Annotated in this window: 23 protein-coding genes, 4 pseudogenes and 1 riboswitch; of the genes and pseudogenes, 16 read left to right on the top strand and 11 right to left on the bottom strand. The window is 58.6% G+C overall.

Annotated features, from left to right (window positions below):
* Nucleotides 1–666: pseudogene (locus tag AC13QY_RS31420) on the top strand (class 1b ribonucleoside-diphosphate reductase subunit alpha); the annotation flags it as partial.
* A 20-nt stretch (nucleotides 667–686) separates the two neighbouring features.
* The gene (gene nrdF, locus AC13QY_RS31415; protein ID WP_488494537.1) at nucleotides 687–1,661 is read left to right on the top strand and encodes a class 1b ribonucleoside-diphosphate reductase subunit beta; all 975 of its coding nucleotides are present in this window, start codon (nucleotides 687–689) and stop codon (nucleotides 1,659–1,661) included.
* Nucleotides 1,662–1,839: 178 nt separating this feature from the next.
* Here the strand turns inward: nrdF and AC13QY_RS31410 are convergent, their stop codons facing one another.
* Together AC13QY_RS31410 and AC13QY_RS31405 are read right to left on the bottom strand one after the other, a co-directional pair.
* On the bottom strand, nucleotides 1,840–2,610 hold the full coding sequence (locus AC13QY_RS31410) for a CbtA family protein (protein ID WP_488494536.1): 771 nt from the start codon (nucleotides 2,608–2,610) through the stop codon (nucleotides 1,840–1,842).
* Nucleotides 2,611–2,623: 13 nt separating this feature from the next.
* A complete protein-coding gene (locus AC13QY_RS31405) occupies nucleotides 2,624–2,836 on the bottom strand; it encodes a CbtB domain-containing protein (RefSeq protein WP_145636956.1) in 213 nt (70 codons plus the stop codon).
* Between the two features lie 32 nt (nucleotides 2,837–2,868).
* Nucleotides 2,869–2,992, bottom strand: a riboswitch (cobalamin riboswitch).
* Between the two features lie 185 nt (nucleotides 2,993–3,177).
* On the opposite strand from AC13QY_RS31405, the pseudogene AC13QY_RS31400 reads away from it, so the two are divergent.
* A pseudogene (locus AC13QY_RS31400) lies at nucleotides 3,178–3,740 on the top strand (hypothetical protein).
* A 209-nt stretch (nucleotides 3,741–3,949) separates the two neighbouring features.
* Here the strand turns inward: AC13QY_RS31400 and AC13QY_RS31395 are convergent.
* Complete coding sequence (locus AC13QY_RS31395; RefSeq protein ID WP_488494535.1) at nucleotides 3,950–4,825, bottom strand: alpha/beta fold hydrolase; 876 nt, start codon at nucleotides 4,823–4,825, stop codon at nucleotides 3,950–3,952.
* Between the two features lie 233 nt (nucleotides 4,826–5,058).
* Here AC13QY_RS31395 and AC13QY_RS31390 point away from each other — a divergent pair, with 233 nt between their 5' ends.
* Both AC13QY_RS31390 and AC13QY_RS31385 read left to right on the top strand, forming a co-directional pair.
* The gene (locus AC13QY_RS31390) at nucleotides 5,059–5,952 is read left to right on the top strand and encodes an SDR family oxidoreductase (RefSeq protein ID WP_488494542.1); all 894 of its coding nucleotides are present in this window, start codon (nucleotides 5,059–5,061) and stop codon (nucleotides 5,950–5,952) included.
* A gap of 56 nt (nucleotides 5,953–6,008) precedes the next feature.
* Entirely contained in the window at nucleotides 6,009–6,320 is a 312-nt protein-coding gene (locus AC13QY_RS31385; protein WP_488494534.1) for a hypothetical protein, read from the top strand.
* 39 nt (nucleotides 6,321–6,359) lie between these two features.
* On the opposite strand, the gene AC13QY_RS31380 is transcribed toward AC13QY_RS31385, so the two are convergent.
* Nucleotides 6,360–6,725, bottom strand: coding sequence for a winged helix-turn-helix transcriptional regulator (locus AC13QY_RS31380; RefSeq protein WP_488494541.1), 366 nt, complete (start codon nucleotides 6,723–6,725; stop codon nucleotides 6,360–6,362).
* 75 nt (nucleotides 6,726–6,800) lie between these two features.
* Between AC13QY_RS31380 and AC13QY_RS31375 the strand changes: the two genes are divergently transcribed.
* Nucleotides 6,801–7,127, top strand: coding sequence for a nuclear transport factor 2 family protein (locus AC13QY_RS31375; protein WP_488494533.1), 327 nt, complete (start codon nucleotides 6,801–6,803; stop codon nucleotides 7,125–7,127).
* Nucleotides 7,124–7,906 (top strand): SDR family oxidoreductase, encoded by a 783-nt coding sequence (locus AC13QY_RS31370; protein ID WP_488494532.1) that lies wholly within the window; start codon nucleotides 7,124–7,126, stop codon nucleotides 7,904–7,906. The genes AC13QY_RS31375 and AC13QY_RS31370 overlap by 4 nt, the downstream gene beginning before the upstream one ends.
* 464 nt (nucleotides 7,907–8,370) lie before the next feature.
* On the opposite strand, the gene AC13QY_RS31365 is transcribed toward AC13QY_RS31370, so the two are convergent.
* A complete protein-coding gene (locus AC13QY_RS31365) occupies nucleotides 8,371–8,661 on the bottom strand; it encodes a hypothetical protein (RefSeq protein WP_488494531.1) in 291 nt (96 codons plus the stop codon).
* Nucleotides 8,662–8,850: 189 nt separating this feature from the next.
* Between AC13QY_RS31365 and AC13QY_RS31360 the strand changes: the two genes are divergently transcribed.
* The 3 genes from AC13QY_RS31360 to AC13QY_RS31350 all read left to right on the top strand — a co-directional run bounded on the left by AC13QY_RS31360 (nucleotide 8,851) and on the right by AC13QY_RS31350 (nucleotide 10,812).
* Nucleotides 8,851–9,246 carry a DUF1236 domain-containing protein gene (locus tag AC13QY_RS31360; RefSeq protein WP_488494530.1) on the top strand — a complete coding sequence of 132 codons (396 nt, stop codon included), beginning with the start codon at nucleotides 8,851–8,853 and terminating at the stop codon, nucleotides 9,244–9,246.
* 591 nt (nucleotides 9,247–9,837) lie between these two features.
* Complete coding sequence (locus AC13QY_RS31355; RefSeq protein WP_488494529.1) at nucleotides 9,838–10,155, top strand: PepSY domain-containing protein; 318 nt, start codon at nucleotides 9,838–9,840, stop codon at nucleotides 10,153–10,155.
* A 45-nt stretch (nucleotides 10,156–10,200) separates the two neighbouring features.
* Nucleotides 10,201–10,812 carry a general stress protein gene (locus AC13QY_RS31350; RefSeq protein WP_488494528.1) on the top strand — a complete coding sequence of 204 codons (612 nt, stop codon included), beginning with the start codon at nucleotides 10,201–10,203 and terminating at the stop codon, nucleotides 10,810–10,812.
* 313 nt (nucleotides 10,813–11,125) lie between these two features.
* Here AC13QY_RS31350 and AC13QY_RS31345 read toward each other — a convergent pair.
* Nucleotides 11,126–11,439 (bottom strand): annotated as a pseudogene (locus AC13QY_RS31345) (HU family DNA-binding protein).
* Between AC13QY_RS31345 and AC13QY_RS31340 the strand changes: the two are divergent.
* The 3 genes from AC13QY_RS31340 to AC13QY_RS31330 all read left to right on the top strand — a co-directional run bounded on the left by AC13QY_RS31340 (nucleotide 11,383) and on the right by AC13QY_RS31330 (nucleotide 15,621).
* Nucleotides 11,383–11,880, top strand: coding sequence for a YciE/YciF ferroxidase family protein (locus AC13QY_RS31340; protein WP_488494527.1), 498 nt, complete (start codon nucleotides 11,383–11,385; stop codon nucleotides 11,878–11,880). The pseudogene AC13QY_RS31345 and the gene AC13QY_RS31340 sit on opposite strands and share 57 nt — an antisense overlap.
* A gap of 566 nt (nucleotides 11,881–12,446) precedes the next feature.
* Nucleotides 12,447–15,170, top strand: coding sequence for a PAS domain S-box protein (locus AC13QY_RS31335; protein ID WP_488494526.1), 2,724 nt, complete (start codon nucleotides 12,447–12,449; stop codon nucleotides 15,168–15,170).
* Entirely contained in the window at nucleotides 15,163–15,621 is a 459-nt protein-coding gene (locus AC13QY_RS31330; RefSeq protein ID WP_488494525.1) for a response regulator, read from the top strand. The genes AC13QY_RS31335 and AC13QY_RS31330 overlap by 8 nt, the downstream gene beginning before the upstream one ends.
* A gap of 510 nt (nucleotides 15,622–16,131) precedes the next feature.
* Here AC13QY_RS31330 and AC13QY_RS31325 read toward each other — a convergent pair.
* Nucleotides 16,132–16,509, bottom strand: a complete 378-nt coding sequence (locus AC13QY_RS31325; protein ID WP_488494524.1) for a winged helix-turn-helix transcriptional regulator — start codon at nucleotides 16,507–16,509, stop codon at nucleotides 16,132–16,134.
* A 146-nt stretch (nucleotides 16,510–16,655) separates the two neighbouring features.
* Here AC13QY_RS31325 and AC13QY_RS31320 point away from each other — a divergent pair.
* From AC13QY_RS31320 to AC13QY_RS31310, 3 genes and pseudogenes are all read left to right on the top strand, one after another.
* Nucleotides 16,656–17,046, top strand: a pseudogene (locus AC13QY_RS31320) (DoxX family protein).
* Nucleotides 17,047–17,082: 36 nt separating this feature from the next.
* Complete coding sequence (locus tag AC13QY_RS31315; protein ID WP_488494523.1) at nucleotides 17,083–17,826, top strand: SDR family NAD(P)-dependent oxidoreductase; 744 nt, start codon at nucleotides 17,083–17,085, stop codon at nucleotides 17,824–17,826.
* 115 nt (nucleotides 17,827–17,941) lie between these two features.
* Nucleotides 17,942–18,280: a VOC family protein gene (locus AC13QY_RS31310; RefSeq protein WP_488494522.1), complete on the top strand. Its 339-nt coding sequence runs from the start codon at nucleotides 17,942–17,944 to the stop codon at nucleotides 18,278–18,280.
* Nucleotides 18,281–18,807: 527 nt separating this feature from the next.
* Here AC13QY_RS31310 and AC13QY_RS31305 read toward each other — a convergent pair.
* The 4 genes from AC13QY_RS31305 to AC13QY_RS31290 all read right to left on the bottom strand — a co-directional run bounded on the left by AC13QY_RS31305 (nucleotide 18,808) and on the right by AC13QY_RS31290 (nucleotide 21,947).
* Nucleotides 18,808–19,572 (bottom strand): bestrophin-like domain, encoded by a 765-nt coding sequence (locus tag AC13QY_RS31305; protein WP_488494521.1) that lies wholly within the window; start codon nucleotides 19,570–19,572, stop codon nucleotides 18,808–18,810.
* Nucleotides 19,569–20,846: an alpha/beta fold hydrolase gene (locus tag AC13QY_RS31300; RefSeq protein ID WP_488494520.1), complete on the bottom strand. Its 1,278-nt coding sequence runs from the start codon at nucleotides 20,844–20,846 to the stop codon at nucleotides 19,569–19,571. Before AC13QY_RS31300 ends, AC13QY_RS31305 begins: the two co-directional genes overlap by 4 nt.
* Nucleotides 20,847–20,924: 78 nt before the next feature.
* Nucleotides 20,925–21,224, bottom strand: coding sequence for a hypothetical protein (locus AC13QY_RS31295; protein WP_488494540.1), 300 nt, complete (start codon nucleotides 21,222–21,224; stop codon nucleotides 20,925–20,927).
* Between the two features lie 480 nt (nucleotides 21,225–21,704).
* Nucleotides 21,705–21,947, bottom strand: a complete 243-nt coding sequence (locus AC13QY_RS31290) for a hypothetical protein (RefSeq protein ID WP_488494519.1) — start codon at nucleotides 21,945–21,947, stop codon at nucleotides 21,705–21,707.
* Nucleotides 21,948–22,051 lie beyond the last annotated feature (104 nt).

The raw sequence follows: 22,051 nt of genomic DNA, 5'->3' as shown, positions 1-22,051 counted from the left end.
ACCAATATCTATTTCTATACGGTGACCTACCACGCCATTCGCGGCTCGAACCTGCTTGCGGTCGAGCGAGGCCAAAGCTTCAAGGGCTTCGAGAATTCGAAATACGCTTCCGGCGAATATTTCGACAAATACACGAACCAGGAATGGAAGCCGGCGACCGGACGTGTGGCCGAAATCTTTGAGAAAGCCGGTATCGCTATCCCGACGCAGGAGGATTGGCTTGCGTTAAAGAAGGCCGTCATGGAAGGCGGGCTCTATAACCAGAACCTCCAGGCCGTGCCGCCCACGGGCTCGATCTCCTATATCAACCACTCGACCTCCTCGATCCATCCGATCGTTTCCAAGATCGAGATCCGCAAGGAAGGCAAGATCGGCCGCGTCTATTACCCGGCCGCCTTCATGACGAACGACAATCTCGACTATTACCAGGACGCCTACGAGATCGGGCCGGAAAAGATCATCGACACCTATGCGGCCGCGACCCAGCATGTCGACCAGGGCTTGTCGCTGACGCTGTTCTTCCGTGACACCGCAACCACGCGCGATATCAACAAGGCGCAGATCTACGCCTGGAAGAAGGGCATCAAGACCATCTACTACATCCGGCTTCGCCAGATGGCGCTCGAAGGCACGCAGGTTCAGGGCTGCGTTTCCTGCACGCTCTGAACCCTTGAAGGACGATGACAATGAACATGCAATTCAAGCCGGCAAGCCGCGTTCGCGCCATCAACTGGAACCGCATTGAAGACGATAAGGATCTCGAAGTCTGGAACCGCCTGACCGGCAATTTCTGGCTGCCGGAAAAGGTGCCCTTGTCGAACGACATTCAATCCTGGGCGACACTGAAGCCTGAGGAGCAGCAGCTCACCATCCGCGTCTTCACCGGCCTGACGCTGCTCGACACGATCCAGAATGGTGTCGGCGCCGTAAAGCTGATGGCTGATGCCGTAACCCCGCATGAAGAAGCGGTGCTGTCGAACATCTCCTTCATGGAAGCGGTGCACGCGCGCTCCTATTCCTCGATCTTTTCGACGCTCTGCCTGACGCCCGATGTCGATGATGCCTATCGCTGGTCGGAGGAGAACGAATTCCTACAGAAGAAGTCTACGCTGATCATCGAGCAATATGCCTCTGGCGATCCCTTGAAGAAGAAAGTCGCGAGCGTCTTCCTTGAGAGCTTCCTGTTCTATTCCGGCTTCTATCTGCCGATGTTCTGGTCGAGCCGCGCCAAGCTCACCAACACAGCCGATATGATCCGCCTCATCATCCGCGACGAAGCCGTGCATGGCTATTACATCGGCTACAAATTTCAGCGCGGGCTTGAGCGGCTTTCGGACGAGCAACGCCAGGAGATCAAGGACTTTGCCTTCGATCTTCTGCTGGAGCTTTATGACAACGAGGCTAAATATACCGAAGCGCTCTATGACGGCGTCGGGCTAACAGAAGACGTCAAGAAGTTCTTGCATTACAACGCCAACAAGGCGCTGATGAACCTCGGCTACGAGGCGCTCTTCCCCGCCGAAGCCTGCAAGGTCAACCCGGCCATCCTCTCGGCGTTGTCGCCGAATGCGGATGAGAACCACGACTTCTTTTCTGGCTCGGGCTCGTCCTATGTGATCGGCAAGGCGGTCGCCACAGAGGATGAGGATTGGAATTTCTGAGCAGCGCTTTAAGTCCGCCATCCAGTCGAAGGTTGCATCGATCAAGCAAATTGAGGCGGGATATTTCGATTTACCGATGAATCGGCGGATCCAGGACAAGGGAGACTATGGTCCTCTTGGCCCGTTTTCGCGATATAGCGTGACCGGCCACACAAGGGTGAGCGGCCGGTCGCACGTTTCAATGAATGGCCAAACGACCCGACGCGCGTGATGTCGGAACAATGCGCTCGACGACTGCGCCGAACACAAGGCCTAATGTGCCCCACATCAGTATCTGAGCAACCATCGACGCGACGCGGAACTTCCAGAGCAAATCGGCCGGGAAGCCTTCCGGAACTTCATTGATCCCTGGCAGAAGCTGTCCAGCGAGAAAGACAACCGCAAAGTAAACGGCGGTTACGATAAACGTCGCATTCCAGGCTCCCCAACGAGCTATCAAGCCGCTGCGAAGTTTTGCTGCGAAGATCATGCTGATGACGGAGATCAGGATCATGCCGAAGTAAAGTTCGGTTCGAGGAGCGATCGTTTCAGGATTGCCGATCGATGGCGGATTTGCCGGATACTTGATATTCGGCACGAGATAGACCGAAATGAAACCCGTCAGGGCAACCAGGGCGGCAGAAACCCGTGGGGAGGCCGTGCCACCAAAGCGTCCGTAGGAAAACGCGAAGGTCAGTGCGAACAATCCGCCGAAAGCCGTGCAGTAGACCATGACGCCCGTCAATAGGCCCCAACTGGCCTGCATCGGTCGGCTGACGAGTTCCGGCTCTTCAGATGGCATGGCCATGCCCTTAGCCATCTCTTCTTTCGCCTTTGCCTCATCCATCTGCGATTCAAAAGCGATCGCACGGTCTACCTGCGGTTCTCCGTAGAGCTTCAAAAAGCCAAAACTGATAAGTCCGGCGATGATGCCGACAAGCATCCCGCGAACGAGTAAATCTCTTACCATTTAAAGGTCCCTCTTAGTGGCAGGGAAAACCGAGCAGATGGCGACCGTCATGCACCCATTCATGGACATACATGCCATGGATGATTGACGTTGCGCCTTCTTCGGCGCCGACAAAGTAAATCGCCAGCAGGCAGAGAAGGCCAGCAAAAATTGCCCACGGGACAATATCCCGCAATGGTATGGGAAGAGCAGGTGAAACGGTTGGTGCGAAAGCAGCGCTTGTCATGGTGAACTCCTGGGGATTGCGCGTCCTGGGTTGGTACATGCCTATTCAGGTTGAGGGTCTGGCTCGCGATACAGCCCCATAGGGCCGCATCTCTTACAGTGGCGCGACCGCGCCGGATTTTCACCGGCTTCCTCGACCTTGAAGATGCAAGACCACCATGAGACCAAGGCTGGCGGAGTGTCAATATCGGCAGCTTAAGAAGGGCGCTTGTAGTATTGGGCAGAGACGCTGTACGCCATTGATTTTCTAATTTTGCGCGCGTCCGCATTGCCGCGTCGGATTGGATTTTTGCCGGAAGCTGCGATATAAATCGTCATCGACGTTTCATCGGGTGACTCGAGATGATCAACCGCCGCCAGTTTCCGCTACGTGCCTCCGCGCCGGCCTTTGCAGCTGCCTGGGTACTGATCATCGCCGGTGCCAGTGTCGCCCTCAGCACGGTTTTTGCCTGCATCACGCCTTTTGTGGCATTGGCTACTGTCTCAGTAATCATGCTGCCGCGCCGGATGGCTTTCACTGCTGTGCTGCTCGCCTGGTTAGCCAACCAGATGGTTGGGTATTTTATTCTTGGCTATCCGCGTAATTGGGACAGCTATGCATGGGGCATCGCCATCGGCTTCGCAGCCCTGGCGGCGTTCCTGGCAGCCACGCTTGTCGCGCGGGTCAAATCTGCAGCTTCCTCGCTTGGGCTGCGGCTTTCGCTGCCGCACTGGTCGCTTACGAAGGCATCCTTTTTGCCGCCACGGCATTTCTTCCTTCTGGAGACGGTGCCTTTTCCTTATCCATCATCGCAAAGGTCGTGCTGATCAATCTAGTGGCTGCCGCCGGCTTGGTGTGCTTGAACGGCGTTGCGGCGATTGCCCGCATTCTCGTCGTCAGGCCGGTGTTACATTTGGCGCGCTAGCAAGCCGCGAACATCTATCGTTTGATTTCTCCCGGCGGTGCTTGCGCCCGGCCAACCGGAAATGCGGCTCCTGCCACTTGATCGAGCGGAATAATGTTCCATTGATCGGCACGGCCAACGGCATTCCTCTTAGAGCGCAGGATTTCGCACTAATCTTGTTCTGTCCCCAAGAAGTCTGATCGGCCGCGTTCGCGCGGAGTGAACGGGTTTCACCCTTTAAGGAAGATCGAGAGCTCCCGAGCCACCGTTTCCGGATCCTCCCGCTGTGGGAAGTGCCCGACGTTCTGAAGGACAATCCGGTCGAAGGGACCGGAAAACTTCTTGTGCAGATCTTCTGACAATTCCGGCGGATTGACACCGTCATCCATGCCCTGAAAATAAACCGTGGGGAGAGAAAGGGATCGCGTCTCCCTGATACGGTCTTCGAGCCAGACGCTTTGCGGATCGGGCTCGGCTTCGCCCCACCTAACTCTGTAGCTGTGGAGGGTAATGGCTACCCAGTCCGGATTGTCGAAGGATTTCGATACGGCGGCGAACGTCTCCTCGTCGAACCAGCCGTCGGGGCTCCAGTTTTCCCATTGAAGCCGCGCGAAGCCGTGCGGATCCTTCTTGATTGCGTCGGCGCCGCGCTTCGTTGCCATGAACCAATGATACCAATAGCGCTGCGCCTGCCGGAAGGGCGGCATCTTCAGTCCGCCCATGCGCGGTAGCGAGGAAAGAAGCGCCATCCTATCGACCCGGTCCGGCCATCCAATGGCAAGAGCTTCGGCGATATTCGAGCCCCAGTCGTGACCGACGACGGAGAACCTCTCGATGCCGAGACCGTCCATGAGGGCGATCGCATCCATTGCGAGAACCGCGCCGTTCGCGGTGCGCAACGCCTTGTCGTTCCGGAAAACGGTTCCGCCGAAGCCGCGAAGGTAAGGCGCAATGAGGCGAAGGTTTCGGTCCTGCAGGTTTGACGACACAGCCTTCCAAGTGGAGGCGTCGTCGGGCCATCCATGCAACAGGAGAACGGGATAGCCGCCGCGTGCTCCGGATTCGTCGAACGCAATCTGCAGGTCGCGAATGTCGAGGTGCGGCATGACGATACTCCTGGTTCGACTAAGCAACACATAGGGCCGGCGCTTGGTTCCGGTGAATGGAACATTACAGCGCCACCTTGGTTGATGCCCTGGGCGGTGACGCCCGCACGTCGAAGGCCGCAGCCATGAAATTCCAGCACCGATTTCCGATCAGCCGACGATCCGTACTTGCGGAAGCAAGCGCGACGCTCGCGGCGCCGGTCTTTTCAAGCGTCGTCTGGTCGATTTCGAACATGCAGGAGGACACGCAAATGGACGATCCCACAACGAAGTACCCGAAGCCGCCGTTCCAGAAGCAGAGCCAGCCGTTTCCCGGCCTTGCCGGCAAGATGAACCCCAAGCCGGATCATGGCGAGATATCCTATAAGGGCTCCGGCCGTCTCGCTGGGCGCAAGGCGCTGATCACCGGAGGCGATTCCGGAATGGGACGCGCCGCAGCCATCGCCTATGCCCGCGAGGGCGCAGACGTCGCCATCAACTATCTGCCCGACGAGGAGCCCGATGCGAAGGAAGTCATCGCCCTCATCGAGAAGGAAGGCCGAAAGGGCGTGGCGTTGCCCGGTGATCTCCGTGACGCCGCCTTCTGTGAAAAACTGGTCGACGATGCGGTCAAGGCGCTGGGCGGTCTCGACATCCTCGTGAACAACGCCGGGCGACAACAGCAGGCTAAGTCGATTGACGACATCACCTACGAGGCCTTCGACGCGACGATGAAGACTAACATCTATGCGACGTTTCTTCTGACGAAGGCTGCCCTCAAACACATGAAGCCAGGTGCGACGATCATTCAGACGGCGTCGGAGCAGGCCTACGACCCGTCGGAGAACCTCGTCGATTACGCGATGACCAAGGCGGCAATGATGAACTTCACCAAGTCGATGGCGAAGCAACTCGGTCCGAAGGGCATTCGCGTTAACGGCGTCGCGCCCGGTCCGATCTGGACGCCGCTTCAGGTCAGCGGCGGAGCGACGATGGAAAAGCTCGAAAAGTTCGGCGGCGACACACCGATGGGCCGTCCCGGTCAGCCCGCGGAACTTGCATCGATCTACGTGCAGCTCGCAGACCCCCAGGCGAGCTACGCCACGGGACAGGTTTACGGCGCGGCGGGCGGCGGCGGCCAGCCGTAAACTCACCTGCTTCACCGAAACGCCGATCGATGCGTGGCCGTCTACGACACCGAGGAATGACGGTGGTCGGTGGGGCTCCCGACCTTCACTTCATTCGTAACTACCAGCCGTCCACCGACGCATGCGAAGCCGAACCCTCGTCATCCTTCGTCTACAGACCTGGCGTTACCATCACGCCCACGGCGGCGAGAGCGAATACCGGTTTCGATACGGCCAAGGGAGCAGCCCTGATCGGCGCTCGTCTCGCCGATGCCGTCGCCTGTGGGGTGCTGTTTCTCGCCAATCCCGACCTCGTCGCGCGGTTCGCAGATGACAACGAGCATTTCAACAGACCCGATCCGTCGACCAAGGAACGTCTCGCTCCATGATAAGCCAATCCACGTGGTCCACCGCACTTTCTCATCAACCTAGCTGTCGCGCTTGGCCGCCCATATCAACAAGGCATCAAGTGCCGGGCACAGATCTTGGCCCCAACTGGTCAGGCTGTATTCGACCTTGGGCGGAACCTGATGGTGGACGATGCGGCGGACAACTCCATCCGCCTCAAGCTGCCGCAGTTGCTGGATGAGCATTTTCTGCGAAACATCTGGAATCGCGCGCTCGAGATCAGAGAAACGCAGCACCTTGCCCCCGAACAGATGGAAGAGAATTACCAACTTCCAGCGTCCCTCCAGTATCTTGAGGGTTTGCTCCACATCCTCGGCAGCAGATACCGGCGTGTATGCTTCCCTACTTTTCGGTGGGTACCTTACTTTTTTGTCCGTTCTTGTCATTACGATACCATACACATAGCTTTCTCCCGAGCAATGAGGCCGAAGGCCAACTGTGTTCAGATAGAGAGGTGTTTCATGACGATAAAGCTGCCAACGCCGATATCGGCATACTATGAGGCGGACAGGAACGCCAAGAAGGATGTAGCAGATTGCTTTACCGAGGACGGTGTCGTCATCGATGAAGGGAATACATACGTCGGCCGAGATGCAATTCAAGAATGGAAGGAGACCTCGGCGAAGAAGTACAAATACACCGCGGACCCCTTTGCGGTCGACGTAAAAGAAGGGCGGACGATCGTAACCGCTCACTTGGTTGGCGATTTTCCCGGGAGCCCGTTGGATCTGCGATACGCTTTCACTTTGCGGGGTGATAAGATCGTATCGCTGGAGATCACCCTGTGACTTTCGACCTTGGACTTGTTGGACATCGGGCGTTTGTGACGGGCGGCACCAAAGGGGTGGGGGCGGCGGTTGTCGAGACGCTGCGAATTGCGGGTGCAAGGGTCGTTGCCACCGCGCGTTCGGCTCCCGATGCGTTTCCCGACGGTGTGAGCTACGTCGCAGCGGACCTGACAACTGCAGAAGGCTGCCAGATGGCCGCGCAGGCGGCACTCGATCGGCTTGGCGGCATTGACGTCGTAGTCAATGTCATTGGTGGATCAGAAGCTCCTCCTGGAGGCTATGCTGCGCTAAGCGACGAACTATGGCAGACCGCGATTAACTTGAACCTGATGACTTCTGTGCGGATAGATCGCGCGCTGCTGCCCGCAATGTTGGAACAGGGTGCGGGCGTCATTGTCCATGTCACGTCTATTCAAAACAAACTGCCGCTTCCCGAATCGACCACGGCCTATGCAGCTGCTAAGGCAGCGCTTTCGACTTATAGCAAAAGCCTCTCCAAAGAGGTGACGCCTAAGGGCGTGCGCGTGGTCAGGGTGTCGCCGGGCTGGATCGAGACCGAAGCGGCCGTTCGTTTTGCCGAAAGACTCGCAGAGCAGGTCAAGACTGACTACGAGGGAGTGAAGAAGATCATCATGGACTCGCTCGGAGGAGTGCCGCTCGGCCGTCCAGCGAGACCGCAGGAGGTTGCCGATCTGATCGCCTTTCTTGCATCTCCTCGAGCCGGATCGATTACAGGGGCCGAGTACGTCATTGACGGGGGAACCGTCCCGACAACGTAACGAACCAGCCATTTCGATCCTGCGTCCGCTCACCAGCGGCTCAAACTGGCGCGCGGTCGGTGTCACCTAAGCCATCCAGGTGTTTGGGACAAAAGCTGAGATTGCCGCTTCCCGCCCCAGTCGAATCGCAGGCGCGGCGCGAACGCTTGGTCAACTTCAAAAGTGCGCTTGTCTGGGCACAAAAGGAGCAAGGTGTCTGAGTGTTCACCCACCTCCCACACATTCCGATACAACGGGACCGGCTGTGGCGATCTACGCCGCCATTGCGGACAGCTCAGCGCCACTTAAATACCGCTAAGCAGCCGGTAACTCGATCAGGGGGCGGTAGTTTGTTTGTGATGCCCTCGATCGTCGTCTCGAAAGGCATGCTTTTCTCCACCAGCCTTATCGTTTCACTCAAATGGCACCCCGTCCGGCCTCTTTCTTCCTCTCAAATCATGCAAGTATGCTCGGGGCGCTTTTCGTCATTTTTGTCTGCGTTGACGGCCATTGAAGTTTCTTCTCTTGGTTAACGACGGATTGGTTTCCTTAGGGCGAGCCTGTTGCAAGGACATTTCCTTGGTCAGATCGTCGAAGGAAAAAATCTTCCACTTCGCTGCCATGAGCAAATCAAGCTCGACAGAAGAGGGGCCGAACCGCACGAACAGGTCTTCGGCCGTCGCGTCATCGAGTCCGTATTTCTTCTGGAAATCCGCGAGAGAATAGGCAGCACCTCTTATCGGCCGGTGCCGTGCGAAAGGCCGTTGTGTTTCCATATTTGATGATCTCCCAATTTCGATCCAAGCAACTCGATTGGCGAGCTGAAAGTTCCTTTGAGGATGAAATATTCAGGGAAAGGCAGCGGCTAACTCGTGATGGCTGTCGATGGTAACTGAAGAGGAACATTTTGATGGTTGAGCAATTCTCCTTTCAGCTCACAAGAGCTCGCATTAAAGGAGAATGCTATGAGAACGAATCTTATTGTTTCAGCCGCCGCTTTCGGCCTTCTCGCTGGTTCAGCCTTCGCGCAGTCTTCCACAGTCACAGGCGCCGCCGGTGGTGCCGTGACCGGAGCAGTCGTAGGTGGCCCCGTCGGCGCTGCAGTCGGGGGCGTCACCGGCGCGATTGTCGGCAGCGCGATCGACCCGCCCCCGCAAAAAGTCGTCACTTACGTTCAGGAGCAGCCCCTGCCTTCCACCGAGGCTGTCGTGCAAGACCAAATCGTCGTGGGTCGCGCGCTGCCGGAAGCGGTTGTCGTCACACCGGTCCCCGACAACCCGACCTACGCCTATGCCGTCGTGAACCACAAGCGCGTCATCGTCCAACCACAGACGCGTAAGGTCGTTCGCATCCTAGAATAGTGCCGAGGGGCCTCCGGAAGAGGCCCCTTCATTCCATGCGAATCCGACGCGCTATGCGGCCAGCAACGGTAAACTTGCGCTCCGCCGGGTGCGTCTCCCATGCTACATTTTCCTAACATCGATTTGAAACGCCGATGCCGATCGTGGCCACGAGATTGGGATAGAGTTCGTGCAGCACTGACAATTGGTCAATTGTTCGAGAAGCCCAGGCGCGCAACTAAAACGATACAATGCTGAGAGTGACGGCAATTTAAAAGCGTGCCAGTAAGTCACACTGACGAACCGATCCGGAATGATGAAATATAGAAGAGCTTAGGGTCCGATCCCATACCAACGCACCCGTTCATTTGCGGGTGCTTGGGACGACGTCGATCTCTTTGGCGGCTTCCCGCCATTGAGACATTGACGCGACGCAACCCTCGGAACCCATCCCACAGGCGCCTTCCTTTACGTAGCCCGACCCTCTCTGGCTCACACTCCGATGAAGCCCTTTCCAAGCCGATGCAAAGCGCCCCAAACGGAGGGAACATTCTAGCACCCGAGGTGTTGTCTCTGCGTAGTCGAAACTCGACATGAAACCGGAGGAACTCCATGAAAATATTGGCTTTTACCGTAGCCGTCGCATGCCTTGCAGCCCCTTCGGCATTTGCGCAAAGCCAGACGCCCACAACGTCTCAGACGACCCCTGCGGTATCTAGCTCAGGTGAGACAAACCCGGGGGCACCCGTTGCCGGCAAGAACAGCTTCACCGAGGCACAGGCGAAGTCGCGAATGGAAGATGCAGGCTATAAGGACGTTTCCGGATTGAAACTGGACGACCAGGGCGTGTGGCGGGCAACGGCCACCAAGGATGGCAAGCAGGCGAACGTCTCGTTGGACTTCCAGGGCAACGTCGTGATGGCAAATTGATCGCAGCCGCGATCCGATCGAGACAACAACGAAGAGGATACACCCATGAAATATGTCAGCGCACTTTATGACAGCTATGATGACGCAAGATCGGCCGTGAAAACCCTAGAAGATTCGGGCGTGCCCTCCGACCATATCAGCATCGTTTCCCGCAAGGACGGGAAGCAGGAGGTTGAGGGCCAGGGCAACAATGCCGCTGAGGGCGCCGGAACCGGTGCCGGCATCGGCGCAGTTGCGGGTGGCGCCGGCGGCCTGCTTGCAGGACTTGGAATGCTGGCTATCCCAGGCGTCGGTCCGGTCGTCGCGGCGGGGTGGCTGGCGGCGACCGCCGCAGGTGCGGTCGCCGGCGCCGTGGTCGGTGGAGCGGCTGGCGGCATCGTCGGCGCGCTGATCAACGCCGGCGTTTCGGAGAAGGATGCCGAGATCTACGCGGAAGCGTTGCGTCGCGGCGGCTCGGTCGTGATTGCCAAGGTCGAGGACGACATGGCCGTCCCATCGCAGACGATCCTCAACAATCTTCGCCCTGTTGTCCTCGAGGACCGTCGGGCGAAATACGTCGCCGAAGGATGGTCGCGTTTCGACGAAGCGGCCGATCCTTACACGCCCGATCAGATCGCCGCCGAACAACGGCGCTATCGCAACGATCCGCGCATCTGAGCGCACGAGAGGGGCGGTCCTCATGCCGCCCCCTCTTTTCTCGAAAGGCAAGGCGGCGGAAGAGACTTTTGTCCATGCTCGCCAGTCGCGAGCGGGGCCGCCTCGGTGCAAGACCCGGCCGCCCACGGATAGACGATCGGCACATCTGGCCGCAGATGAGGCAGCTTCACCCTCCTGACTTCGCTCAGATGAACGAACCCTCCTGGCCAGTCAGGCGCCACAAAGCCGTGGCCCCTTACTCATCTTGAACCACTTGACTTTGCCCTCTCGCGATAATGTTTCCCCTTTGTCGACTTGCGGCTATACATCGCGATCAGTCTGCGGGATTGGCTTTACTCGCATAAAACTCGCTTGTGGGGTTAAGGCGCTGCTGCATGTCCTTTCCCGCCTTGAAAAACGGGACCCATTTCTCCTCGACAAAACCGACATGCTCGTCTTGGGATTTCTTCCTGATTTGGACCGGCGATAGCGCACGCTGAAGGTACCGAAGCCTCGGACTTCAACCCTGTCGCCGCGCATCAGCGCCTGAGGCGGATTGATCGCCTTGTTGCTGACGTTGGAGAACCATAGATGGCATCCGAGAAGACTTTGAACGATCTCTTTCTGGAAACTTTGAAAGACATCTATTACGCCGAGAAGCAAATCCTGAAGGCCTTGCCCAAGATGGCGCGCGCGGCACAAAACGAAGAAGGCAAGCAAGGCTTCCTTCATCACCGCGACGAAACCCAAGCTCATGTCGAACGCCTGGAGCAGGTATTCGAGCTTCTCGGCAAGCCTGCGCGCGGAAAAACCTGCGAAGCAATCCAGGGCATCATCGCCGAGGCCGATGAGATCATCGAGGAATTCAAAGGCACGGCAGCACTCGATGCTGGCCTGATCTCCTCGGCGCAAGCCGTCGAGCATTACGAGATCGCGCGCTATGGCACGCTCATCGAATGGGCCAAGCAGTTAGGACTAAAGGAGGCCGCCACGTTGCTGCAGCAGACGTTGCAGGAAGAGAAGGCCATCGATCAGAAGCTGACGAAGCTTGCGGAAACCGCCGCCAATGCCAAGGCGACGGTGGCGTAAGGCACGGCGTTTCTCCGGTGCGTTGCGGACGCAGCGCACCGTTCAGTCAGCCCCGACGTTGGACCCTTCTCGTTGTCCAGGACGCGCGACGAAATTTTCAGCACGATATTCGGGCCAGAAGGGTTCCATTTCCGCTCGATGAAACCATGGAGCGAGCCCACCGGCGCCCGTTCAGGGGATCCGAACCCTCCAGGACCTTCAGGCGGCCCCAGGACCGATCAATAGAGCGTGGACCGGAAACGGTCCATGCCTTAGAGAAAGTAGGCGCCGCCCCGAGAGCCTCATGGAGGACAGCGAATGCGCGCCGCAAGTCATTCCTTCTACGCTCTGGCAACCAGCGCTGCGCTGTAGGATGCAGGCGTACAGACGGCTCTTCATCGTTCATAGATCAAAAGAGTGTGCTGAACGCGTCAGAGGATATGACTGACAATACAGGTTACGCTTATGGGGCGCGCCTCGTTGCCATCAAGTTTACGATGCCTGCATATTGTCCGACCATAACGAACTAAGCGTTGGAACTTTCTCGCGTCTGCCAAGTTTATCGAGGTTAACGAAGGCGGGCACGGATGCGCACTGAGAAAGTGGGGGGCGCCGACGGCTTCTGCGATTTTCCTTTCGCAGAGGCTTGGAGGAGCGCTCCGGAGATCATTGAGAGGCTACCCATTGCAGTTTACGCCTGCGATGCGAACGGACGAATACTGTGGTTCAACAGGCGCGCCGTGGATCTATGGGGGCGAACGCCGCTACCTGATCATGAAGGCGAGCTCTATTGTGGCGCTTACAGGCGCTTTTTTGGCAGTCGCCTGATCCCGCGCGAGGAGACGCCGATGGCGGCGGTCCTGCGCACCGGAGTTCCAGTTCGCGACGCTGAAGCAAAGATCGAGCGGTCGGACCTTACCTCGATATGGGTAGCGATCGATATAGAGCCGATCCTGGATGAGGACGGTCAGGTCCTCGGAGCCATCAATTGCTTCCGCGACGTCACCGAGCAGCGTCGGGTGGAAGAGCGTGTTCGCCAGCGCGATCAACGGCTCGCAACGACCTATGAGCGTGCAGGAATGGGTATAGCTGAGGTGAGTGCTGGGGGCAAATTCGAACGTGTGAACGAGCATCTCTGCGATCTGCTGGGCTATTCGGCGGAGGAGTTGGTGGGGAGATCGATCTTTGATCCCGCTTTGACGGAGGACGTGGAGGCCGACCGCCAACAGTTCGAGCGGCAAGTTCGCGGCGAGATCGAAAGCTACGTTCACGAGAAGCGTTTCATCCGCAGAGACGGGACAAAAATCTGGGCGGCCGTCACCTCATCCAGCGTCCGCGATGCTCAAGGCCGCTTGCTGCGCGCAGTGCGCGTCCAGCAGGACATCACGAAACAGAAGGAAACTGCGGCCGCTCTCGTCCAACACCTGGAACAGCAGGAAGCGCTCTACGAATTTACGGATAGGCTCCAGCGCACCGCCGCCCTTGAGGACGTCTATGAGATAGCCATCACGACCATAAGACGAGCGTTAAAGGCCGACCGCGCCTCCATCGTTCTCTATGACGGCGAAGGAGACCTTCGCTTCGTTGCCGCTCATGGGCTGTCGGAGGCTTACTGCAAAGCGGTGGCAGGGCATTCTCCCTGGTCTCGCGATATGTCAGATCCCCCTCCTGTAGCGATCGAAGATATCGAACAATGCGACATGCCGGACGCCTTAAGAGCTTCCGTTCGCGGCGAAGGTATCGCAGCTCTCGCTTTCGTCCCCATCACGGCGCGGGGACAACTGCTCGGCAAGTTCATGGCCTATTTCGATCGCGCGCATGCCTTTGCTGACACGGAAATCCGGTTTGCGCAAACGGTGGCGCGGCAACTCGGGTTTGCGATCGAGCGGCTAACGATCGAAGCCTCCCGCCAAAAAACCGAACGCGCCGCGAGACAACTCGTCGCCATCGTCGAATCCTCTCACGACGCGATCGTCAGCAAGGATCTCAATGGCACCATCGTCTCGTGGAATGCGAGCGCGGAAAGGCTGTTCGGTTATAAGGCAATAGAGGCGATCGGCCAAAACATCACTCTCCTCATTCCAGATGACCGGCTGGAAGAAGAACCGGAAATCATTGGCCGGATCAAAAGGGGCGAAATCGTCGACCATTTCGAGACCGTGCGCCGCCGCAAGGATGGCAGCCTTGTCGACATTTCATTGACGATCTCACCAATTCGGGACATCCAGGGCCGCATCATCGGCGCCTCGAAGATCGCGCGCGACATCAGCGACCGTAAGGCCGCCGAGGCCAAGCTGCGCGCGAGCGAACGCCAGATGAAAGATCTCCTGGCGGCCATACCGGCGGCGATTTATACGACCGACGCTGAAGGCAAGATCACCTTCTTCAATGAGGCCGCCGTCGAGCTCTCCGGACGTGTGCCCCAGCTCGGCACCGACGAGTGGTGCGTTACCTGGAAGCTCTATTGGCCCGATGGTACGCCGCTGCCGCACGACGAGTGTCCCATGGCGATCGCCCTCAAGGAGGGTCGCGCCATCCGCAATGTGGAGGCGGTCGCGGAGCGTCCTGACGGAATCCGCATCCCCTTCATCCCCTATCCAACACCGCTGCGCGATGAGAACGGCAAAATCGTCGGCGGCATCAACATGCTGGTGGATGTCAGCGAACGTAAACAGGCCGAAACCCAGCAGCGGCTTTTGTTCAACGAACTGAACCATCGGGTGAAGAACAACATGCAGATGCTGCAGTCCCTACTCAGTATGGCCGGCCGCAAAGCTGCGAGCCAGGAGGCACGGGAGGTCTTACGTGAGGCCGGCAATAGGGTCGCGGCCATGGCGGCTGCGCAGCAGACCCTCTACGGGACGGTTAACTCCACCCATTTCAACGCGCGCAATTTTATCCGCGCAGTCTGCGAAACGATCCGGCAAACGTTTCCGAACAATGTCAAAGTTCAATCCGATGCCGAAGACGTCGAGATTTCCAATGATTCGGCAATGCCGCTGGCGCTCATCCTCAGCGAGCTTCTGACAAACGCGGTCAAATACGGAGTTGCCGGAGGAACCGTTCGCGCTGGTCTTCAGCGCGACGGCGAAGCTCTCGAACTCTTTGTCGAGAACGATGGGCCTGGGTTCGACCTTGCTTCCGTTCGCGACCGCTCGTCGGGGCTGAAGCTTGTCCAAGGGCTCGCACGACAACTCCAGGGCGAATTGACCGTCGCTACAAATCCCAGAACTCGCTGCGGCATTCGATTTGCAATAGGCAATTCAGCATTACATGCCGATCAACGTTCCGGAACTTATCCTCATGACTGAAATCGCTGCTCCATCGCACAACGACTCCTCACCTCCTAACAACATCCTCGCATCAGAGCCGCTGGACACAGCGCTGATCGGACGGATCCTGGTCGTCGAGGACGACTACCTGATTTCAATGGAAATCGAGAATACCTTGACCACGGCAGGATTTGATGTCGCGGTTGTTGCCTCGGGCGAAGAGGCGCTTCTCGTCGCAGCAGCGGAACGTCCGGCTCTTGCGGTTATGGATATCCGCCTCGCCGGGCGGATGGACGGTGTCGACACCGCGCTCGAGCTATTCCGCACTCACGGTTTGCGCTCGATATTTGCGAGTGCCCATTCCGATGCTTCCACTCACGCGCGTGCGGCACCGGCAGCGCCGCTTGGCTGGCTGGTAAAGCCCTATACCCCGGGATCGCTGCTGGCAGCAGTCCGTGCCGCGTTCCGATCTCTCCAGCCGCCGCCCTGAGGCCAACGCGGGCAAGATAACGGAGCGGCCGAGGCTAGCTCCTTTCTGTTCGGGTGAAAGGCGAGGTGTCCATAACGCGGGCGAAATCCAGCTAACGGGGAAACTGTATTCGTCGAGGAAAGATGGGTACCGCTTTTCAAAGCAGGCAGAGAAATACTTAGCCGATTGATAAGCGCCGCTAGATTTCATGGCAGGTGCAACGGTTGCGCCCGCTGCAGTGCCTCCTGATCAATTCGAACAGCCGGGCTGCGGATCTGCGCTCCACGCCGTCTCGTTGGCGGTCACGCAATAGTAACGCCCCAGCAAGGACCCGTGAATGATGGCTGCTGCCCGCGGGGCTGAAGACCAGATCGCGTTGCTGGAGGACAATGCGGCGCGGAAAGAGCAAATGTCTGACTTTCAAGGTTCCCGAGGTCGATCCCGGGCAGCCTTGGCTATGGCGCCATCCATGTCGAAGCTAAACCGCGAGCAGGATGTGCTGTCGAGCTGGAGGAGGAGGGGAGAGGGCGATCATAGCCTTGGCTTGCGCCCCCTCGACTTTTGCGCTGGCGGAGTGCTGCCGCCATATTCTTCCCACCAAGCCGCCAGGGCGGCCATCATCGGTCCGAGTCCGCGAGCCTTTTCGGTCAATTCGTATTCGACGCGCGGAGGCACCTCGGCGAACACGGTCCGGGTGACCAGTCCATCTGCCTCAAGCTCTCGAAGCTGCGCCGTCAGCATATGCTGTGTGATCCCGGCAATGCCCTTGCGAAGCTCGCCAAAGCGATACGTTCGCTGATGGAGAAGCCACATGATCTCCAGCTTCCATTTTCCGGAGAGCATGCCGAACGCCCGGCGCATCTCGTCCTGCATGGTGAAGTCATTATCAGCCATAGTATGTTTTTCCATACTTAGTGTCTATATTTCATCCTACTTGAGTTATTTTATCAAGCGCATAAATTTTCATACAAGCTCTTGGTGATGATGCCAATGAGCAAATGTTGAAGCGCAAAAGCAGCCAACCCGCCCACGGGGTGCAATGGCCGGAAGAGAATATGACCTCTACAGTAGTGTACTGGATCAGCACGGGCTTGTTGTCGCTGCTCTACCTCAGCTCGGCGTTCCTGTACGTGATCAAACCAACTTGTGTCCGACAGACTCTTCTCGAACTCAACTACCCAGCGCCTTACCTCGTGCCGTTAATGATCGCAGTGAAGGTGCTCGGTCCGGCCGCGATCCTTTCGCGTATCAGCGTGCCTTTGAGCGATCTCGCTTACGGCGGCATGTTCTTTCACCTGTTGCTGTCCGGGTCGGCTCATCTCCGTGTGCAGGCCAAAAGGTGCGCTCCCCGCCCTGATCGGGCTCGCGCTTCTAGCCGCGTCATTCAGCACACAGAACGTCGCCCGCGGCGTGCCGTCGCCTTACTCACAATTCGCCATGCGCTGACGCATGGCTGAGCCCTCAACCCAACTGGAGATTAAGATGGGAAGACTCAACGGAAAGATCGCGCTCGTAACCGGCGCAAGCCGCGGCATCGGCCGTGCAACCGCCAAGCTGTTTGCGGCAGAAGGCGCCAAGGTCGCGGTGCTGTCGCGGACTGTTGCCAATGTCGAGGCGGTCGCGGCCGACATCAAAGCCGCCGGCGGCACAGCTCTCGCCGTGCCCGCCGATGCTGGCGATGCCGATCAAATCAAGGCTGCTGTCGATAAGGTGATCGCAGCCTTCGGTGGGCTCGACATCCTTGTCAACAATGCGTTCGATCCAACCGTTAGCTATTCGTCGATCGCTGATCTTTCGACTGACCAGCTCCAGCGGAATTTCGACATCGGGCCGATCAGTTATCTGCGATTTATGCAGGCTGCCTATCCGCACCTGAAGGCCAACGGTGAAGGCCGCGTCATCAATTTCGGCTCGATGGCTGGCGTCACCGGTTTTACCGGCATGGGGCCATACAACATGGCCAAGGAGGCGGTGCGGGCGCTGACGCGAACGGCGGCGCGCGAATGGGCGACCGATAAGATTACGGTCAACAGTGTGCTGCCCGTGGCGGACACGCTCGGACCGGAGGGAAACCTTCCTCCACCGACCAATCCGCTCGGCCGCTATGGATCGCCGGAAGAGGACATCGCGCCTGTCGTGCTCTTCCTGGCCAGCAAGGATGCTCAGTTCCTAACCGGCTATTCTCTGACCCCCGACGGCGGGTTCATCATCGATAGCGCCCGCTAACACGACAGGCGTCACCCACTTCTCTGCTCGCCCCCGTCGCTGCGGCGACCGCATTGGGCCTGGCAGAGCGGTGGCCGCGGTAACGTCCCTTCCCTGCACCAAAAAGGAATTGAACATGAAAATTCATGCAATCACCATTGACACAGCAAATCCTCAGAAACTGGCAGCCTGGTGGTCCGAAGCCCTGGGGATCGAGGTCGAGGCCGATTATGGCATGATAGTCCAGTTGGCGGCCTCGACTGCTTTCCCACAGATCCAGTTCCAGAAGATTGAAGATGTGCCAACGCAGCGGAATCGCGTCCATGTCGATATCAAGACGCCTGATCTCGACGGGGAAACCACTCGCCTCGCAGGGCTTGGGGTCACGGTTGTACAGAAGTTCGACCTGCCGCAAATTCGGTATACGACCCTGACTGATCCTGACGGCAACAAGTTCGATCTCGTCGCAGAATAGCTCTGCAACGCGAAAAAGCGGGGCGACGCTCATTAAGCGGCGCCGCTCCGTTCTCCGCTGTAACGGCATGCCGGCGCCCGCCCGTATCCCCTATCTCATCTCATTGGCGGCAAGCTTTGCTGTTACAGTTACCGGCGATGCCAGTGATATTGAAGGGCCGATCGAATAGCCGCTTCTCGGCGAGTGTCTGCTTGCGGCTCGAGAACGCCGACCTCTCACGACCAGCCCGACAAGCGCCCGCCGGTGGATTTCCAGCGGCTTCCAGGAAGAAGATACATCGGCTCGTAGTCGATTGAATTCTGTCGTCTGTTGGCGATGTCCAACTCCAGAAGAGGTAAGTGGCAATTGCCGACACAACCGTGTCAGAGAATGCCGACCGCCAAACCTAACTTATTGAAATATTTTGAAGTCGTCGAAGGGGTCGTCAGTTCAGATCTCATCAAGAGCATCATTTTGCTCTTCATGCAGGCAAAGGCGTTCCCTGACAGCAAGATTTCGATTGACCGTCGGCCGATAGCTCAACTTCCTCACGCTTGTCCAAGACGGTCCATTGCTATCTGCAGCGGCTCAAGGGAGACCCTTATGATGCCGGCGTAGGGGTTTGCCATGTCGGAAATGACGAAGATCGCGCCCGCGACGGACAAGGCCGAAACAAGGATGACAGTCAGGACTGTCTTGTTCGGCGGCGCCTGAAGGCCGAATGTTGCGAACAGAAGTGCGAGCCAGGAGATCATGACCACGAAGAATGGCCACGGCAATCCTTCCGAGCCGGAATCGATCTTCAACCAATGCCCTTCCGCGATCATGCCGCTGACCTCAAGCGCTCGTGTTCGCACGAGGTTTTGTGCCTGGTCGGCGGGGACCAATCGTCGCAAATCGTCTTGCACGGCTTCGATGTCGCGGTAGGCTGGGGTGCTTTCCTTGGAACCGTCGTCTTGCGAGAAGGTGGACCAGCCGCCATCAAGACGCTGTTGCACCAATTCGCGCAGTCGCTTGCGATCGGCGTAGGTTTCTGGACCATAGTGAGCAAGTAGACGGTCGAGCAGCAGGACGTGCCCCGCGGTCGCTTCCATCTCGGAATAGGCATTGTCGAAAGTGGTCTTCGCCGAAGCGATCAACAAACTGAGCGCCAAGGCGGAGAGCGTTCCCACAACCGCCGTCGCCAACCGGATCACCTCCTTGGACTCCAGGCTGAGATGGTGAGCGGGCAGGCGGTCGCGAACAACAATGCCGCATAGGACCGCAGCGACCAGAATGACGAAGACCATGGTTCCAAGCAGCATTGATGTCATGGCTGTTCGACCCCCTCACGTTGCAAGGTTTCCGCGATCGGCTCACGGGCAACGCAATCGCTCTGAGGGGGACGACCAGCAAACCGATCCGCCATCCAATCGACCGCCTGATCCGCGGTGTCGCGGGCAATAAAACCGTGACCAACCCTGGGGATGGTCAGGAAGGTCACCCTGTTGCCGTTCTGGCACAGGCGGCGGACGTAGGAAGCGGTAACCTCCGGACGGACGATATCGTCGTTCATTCCTTGCGCAATGAAGACGGGATAAGCAGGCGGTACCGGTGGGGGAGAGTTCTCCGCAAGGAGCCTGTTCCATGGCTCGGCTGCCGTCGGATCCGAAATCGTCAGGAAGGTCTTGCCGAGCGGCCGCTCTTCCATGCGTCTTGCAAGGAGATCGAAGATGGTTTCGATGCAGCCGTTCGCGAGACGGTCCATCGTCGGCAGAGCTGCCGGAACGACCAGGGAGTCCAGCGGGATGTCGAAGACGCGCGACCAGGACCAAAGGGTCAGTGCCGTGAGGCCTTTGCCGCCGCTCGTCGCAAAGTCATCCTTCATCAGCGTGCGAAGGTCGGTCGCCGGAGCAGCCGCTGCAACACCCACGAGATCGAGATCCGGCGCGTAGGGGCGGGCAAGCAGTCCGGTATAGAGTGCCGCCTGGCCGCCCTGAGAATGGCCCCACACCGCAAATCTCGGCCTCTCCTGGCCGAGCAGATGTCCTGCGGCGCGAACGGAGTCGAGAACCGCGCGACCTTCGCTGTCGCCGATCAGATAGGGATGGACGCCTGGGCCTCCGAGGCCGGGATAATCGGTGGCAACGACCGCGAAGCCCTCCGAAAGCATCCGGTTCAGGCCCTGGACCTGGCGGAAGACGGAGTTGCGCAACGAAGGCGCGCATTGCGTCGCGACGCCGGTCGTTGGATGCGCCCAGGCAACGATCGGTCGGCTCTGGTTATCGCCCTCCTGCGGCACTATAAGGACGCCGGAAACCGCGATCGCCTCGCCATGCAGGCCCCTCGACCGATAGAGGATTCGATAGGCATTCGTGCCTTGCGGTGAAAATGGCATCGGTTCGGATCTTATGATCGTCCCCGGGCGCCCATCGATCGCTTGAGGATCGGCAAGGTAGAATGAACCGGCGGCCTGTTCCTGGCCTTCGGTATCGAAGGCCAGGACGAGCGAGAGCGCGGATGATACGGCGAGCAGGGCTGCGATTGCGACGCCGGCGCGCAGATACCAGGGCGCGCGCCGGCGCCCCACATAGCGGATAGTGGTCATGATCGTTCTCTGGGATGTCAATTTTGGGGAATCGGCCGACCGCAATTGGGTCGGCCATATTGCTCGAAGCCGGGAGGTCTACTGCCAGGCACCGTTCGGCAAACGTCCGTGATAGGGCGTGTCGCGGCAATGACCCCAGGGGCCAATCCAGTACCCGGGAGGGCAAGGGGCGGTTTCGACGACCGGCGGATAATAATAGGGGTAATAATAGGCTGGGTAGACGGGATGGCTGGCGGCGGCAGCCCCAATCACTGCACCCGTTGCCAGCCCGACGCCATACCATGCGCCGCCGTGCCAACCGCGCCAATGATCGATAAAGAGGGCAGCCGGACCTGCGCCCGACAAGCTCCCCTCCAGAACGTTGACGTCGAAGGTCAGCGTCGTTCCATCGAACTTCGGAGACTTCAGGGTTACAACGGCATCGCTGACGTCGTGTCCTTCACCGAGGACGGAAATGGTGGCATTCGGCGGGTCTTTGTCGAAGCTGTCCGGTCCCTCGGACCATTGCCCGATGAGTTCATCGGTCGCCAGATGACCGGCCGCTCTGACCGGCCGATCGGCAAAGACGATCGCGTTCCTGGCGACGCCCGTCAGGATGAGCTTGTCGCCATCCAGCCTGGCATTCTCGGAATTGATGATGAGCAGCGAAGCAATCGGATTCTGTGTCGATGGCTGGCCGATGGTTTTTTGCAGTGGAACGTGCGGCGCATTCGCCTCGGCAGCGAAGGAGCCGCCGGGCTGCAAGGCGTAAAGTGCGCCCGCTACAAGAAGATGAACGGCAATTGAGGTTTTCATGATTGTCTTGTCCTTTGCGTGAAGCTTTTTTGATTGCTCGGGGATTTTCGGCCGATTTTGTCGTCAGCCGCCGCCGTGAGTGGCCGCATAATCGATTCCGGCCTGCACCTCGGCCATGGCCGCTTCGATGAGCTGCACAGCTCGCGCCTTGTGGCCGCCCTTGTTGGACGTCGCGCGATGAAGTGACTGAAGGGCGCTATTCAAGGCGCGCATGGCGGCTTCCATATTGCCCTGCTCGGCATGGGCGGGAGCGGCAATCAGTGCGGCCGCGGGCATGATGGCGGCGCCAAGTGCTAGAGACGCCACAAGTGGGGTTCATTTTGATTTCCTTTCAACAGGGCGCGTGCGGGCTCGGGCCTCTTTGAGACCCCGAAACCGATCACGCCTTTTTGGCGTCCAACTGGACTTGA

The sequence above is a fragment of the Martinezella sp. CNPSo 3795 genome (genome assembly GCF_057784475.1).
Note: the sequence above shows the minus strand (reverse complement) of the source record. Positions and strands in the feature narration are given on the sequence as shown.

Coding starts and splice junctions, on each gene's coding strand:
- nrdF (WP_488494537.1), top strand. CDS start 687: ATGAACATGCAATTCAAGCCGGCAAGCCGCGTTCGCGCCATCAACTGG.
- AC13QY_RS31410 (WP_488494536.1), bottom strand. CDS start 2,610: ATGGTAAGAGATTTACTCGTTCGCGGGATGCTTGTCGGCATCATCGCC.
- AC13QY_RS31405 (WP_145636956.1), bottom strand. CDS start 2,836: ATGACAAGCGCTGCTTTCGCACCAACCGTTTCACCTGCTCTTCCCATA.
- AC13QY_RS31395 (WP_488494535.1), bottom strand. CDS start 4,825: ATGCCGCACCTCGACATTCGCGACCTGCAGATTGCGTTCGACGAATCC.
- AC13QY_RS31390 (WP_488494542.1), top strand. CDS start 5,059: ATGCAGGAGGACACGCAAATGGACGATCCCACAACGAAGTACCCGAAG.
- AC13QY_RS31385 (WP_488494534.1), top strand. CDS start 6,009: ATGACGGTGGTCGGTGGGGCTCCCGACCTTCACTTCATTCGTAACTAC.
- AC13QY_RS31380 (WP_488494541.1), bottom strand. CDS start 6,725: ATGACAAGAACGGACAAAAAAGTAAGGTACCCACCGAAAAGTAGGGAA.
- AC13QY_RS31375 (WP_488494533.1), top strand. CDS start 6,801: ATGACGATAAAGCTGCCAACGCCGATATCGGCATACTATGAGGCGGAC.
- AC13QY_RS31365 (WP_488494531.1), bottom strand. CDS start 8,661: ATGGAAACACAACGGCCTTTCGCACGGCACCGGCCGATAAGAGGTGCT.
- AC13QY_RS31360 (WP_488494530.1), top strand. CDS start 8,851: ATGAGAACGAATCTTATTGTTTCAGCCGCCGCTTTCGGCCTTCTCGCT.
- AC13QY_RS31355 (WP_488494529.1), top strand. CDS start 9,838: ATGAAAATATTGGCTTTTACCGTAGCCGTCGCATGCCTTGCAGCCCCT.
- AC13QY_RS31350 (WP_488494528.1), top strand. CDS start 10,201: ATGAAATATGTCAGCGCACTTTATGACAGCTATGATGACGCAAGATCG.
- AC13QY_RS31340 (WP_488494527.1), top strand. CDS start 11,383: ATGGCATCCGAGAAGACTTTGAACGATCTCTTTCTGGAAACTTTGAAA.
- AC13QY_RS31335 (WP_488494526.1), top strand. CDS start 12,447: ATGCGCACTGAGAAAGTGGGGGGCGCCGACGGCTTCTGCGATTTTCCT.
- AC13QY_RS31330 (WP_488494525.1), top strand. CDS start 15,163: ATGACTGAAATCGCTGCTCCATCGCACAACGACTCCTCACCTCCTAAC.
- AC13QY_RS31325 (WP_488494524.1), bottom strand. CDS start 16,509: ATGGAAAAACATACTATGGCTGATAATGACTTCACCATGCAGGACGAG.
- AC13QY_RS31315 (WP_488494523.1), top strand. CDS start 17,083: ATGGGAAGACTCAACGGAAAGATCGCGCTCGTAACCGGCGCAAGCCGC.
- AC13QY_RS31310 (WP_488494522.1), top strand. CDS start 17,942: ATGAAAATTCATGCAATCACCATTGACACAGCAAATCCTCAGAAACTG.
- AC13QY_RS31305 (WP_488494521.1), bottom strand. CDS start 19,572: ATGACATCAATGCTGCTTGGAACCATGGTCTTCGTCATTCTGGTCGCT.
- AC13QY_RS31300 (WP_488494520.1), bottom strand. CDS start 20,846: ATGACCACTATCCGCTATGTGGGGCGCCGGCGCGCGCCCTGGTATCTG.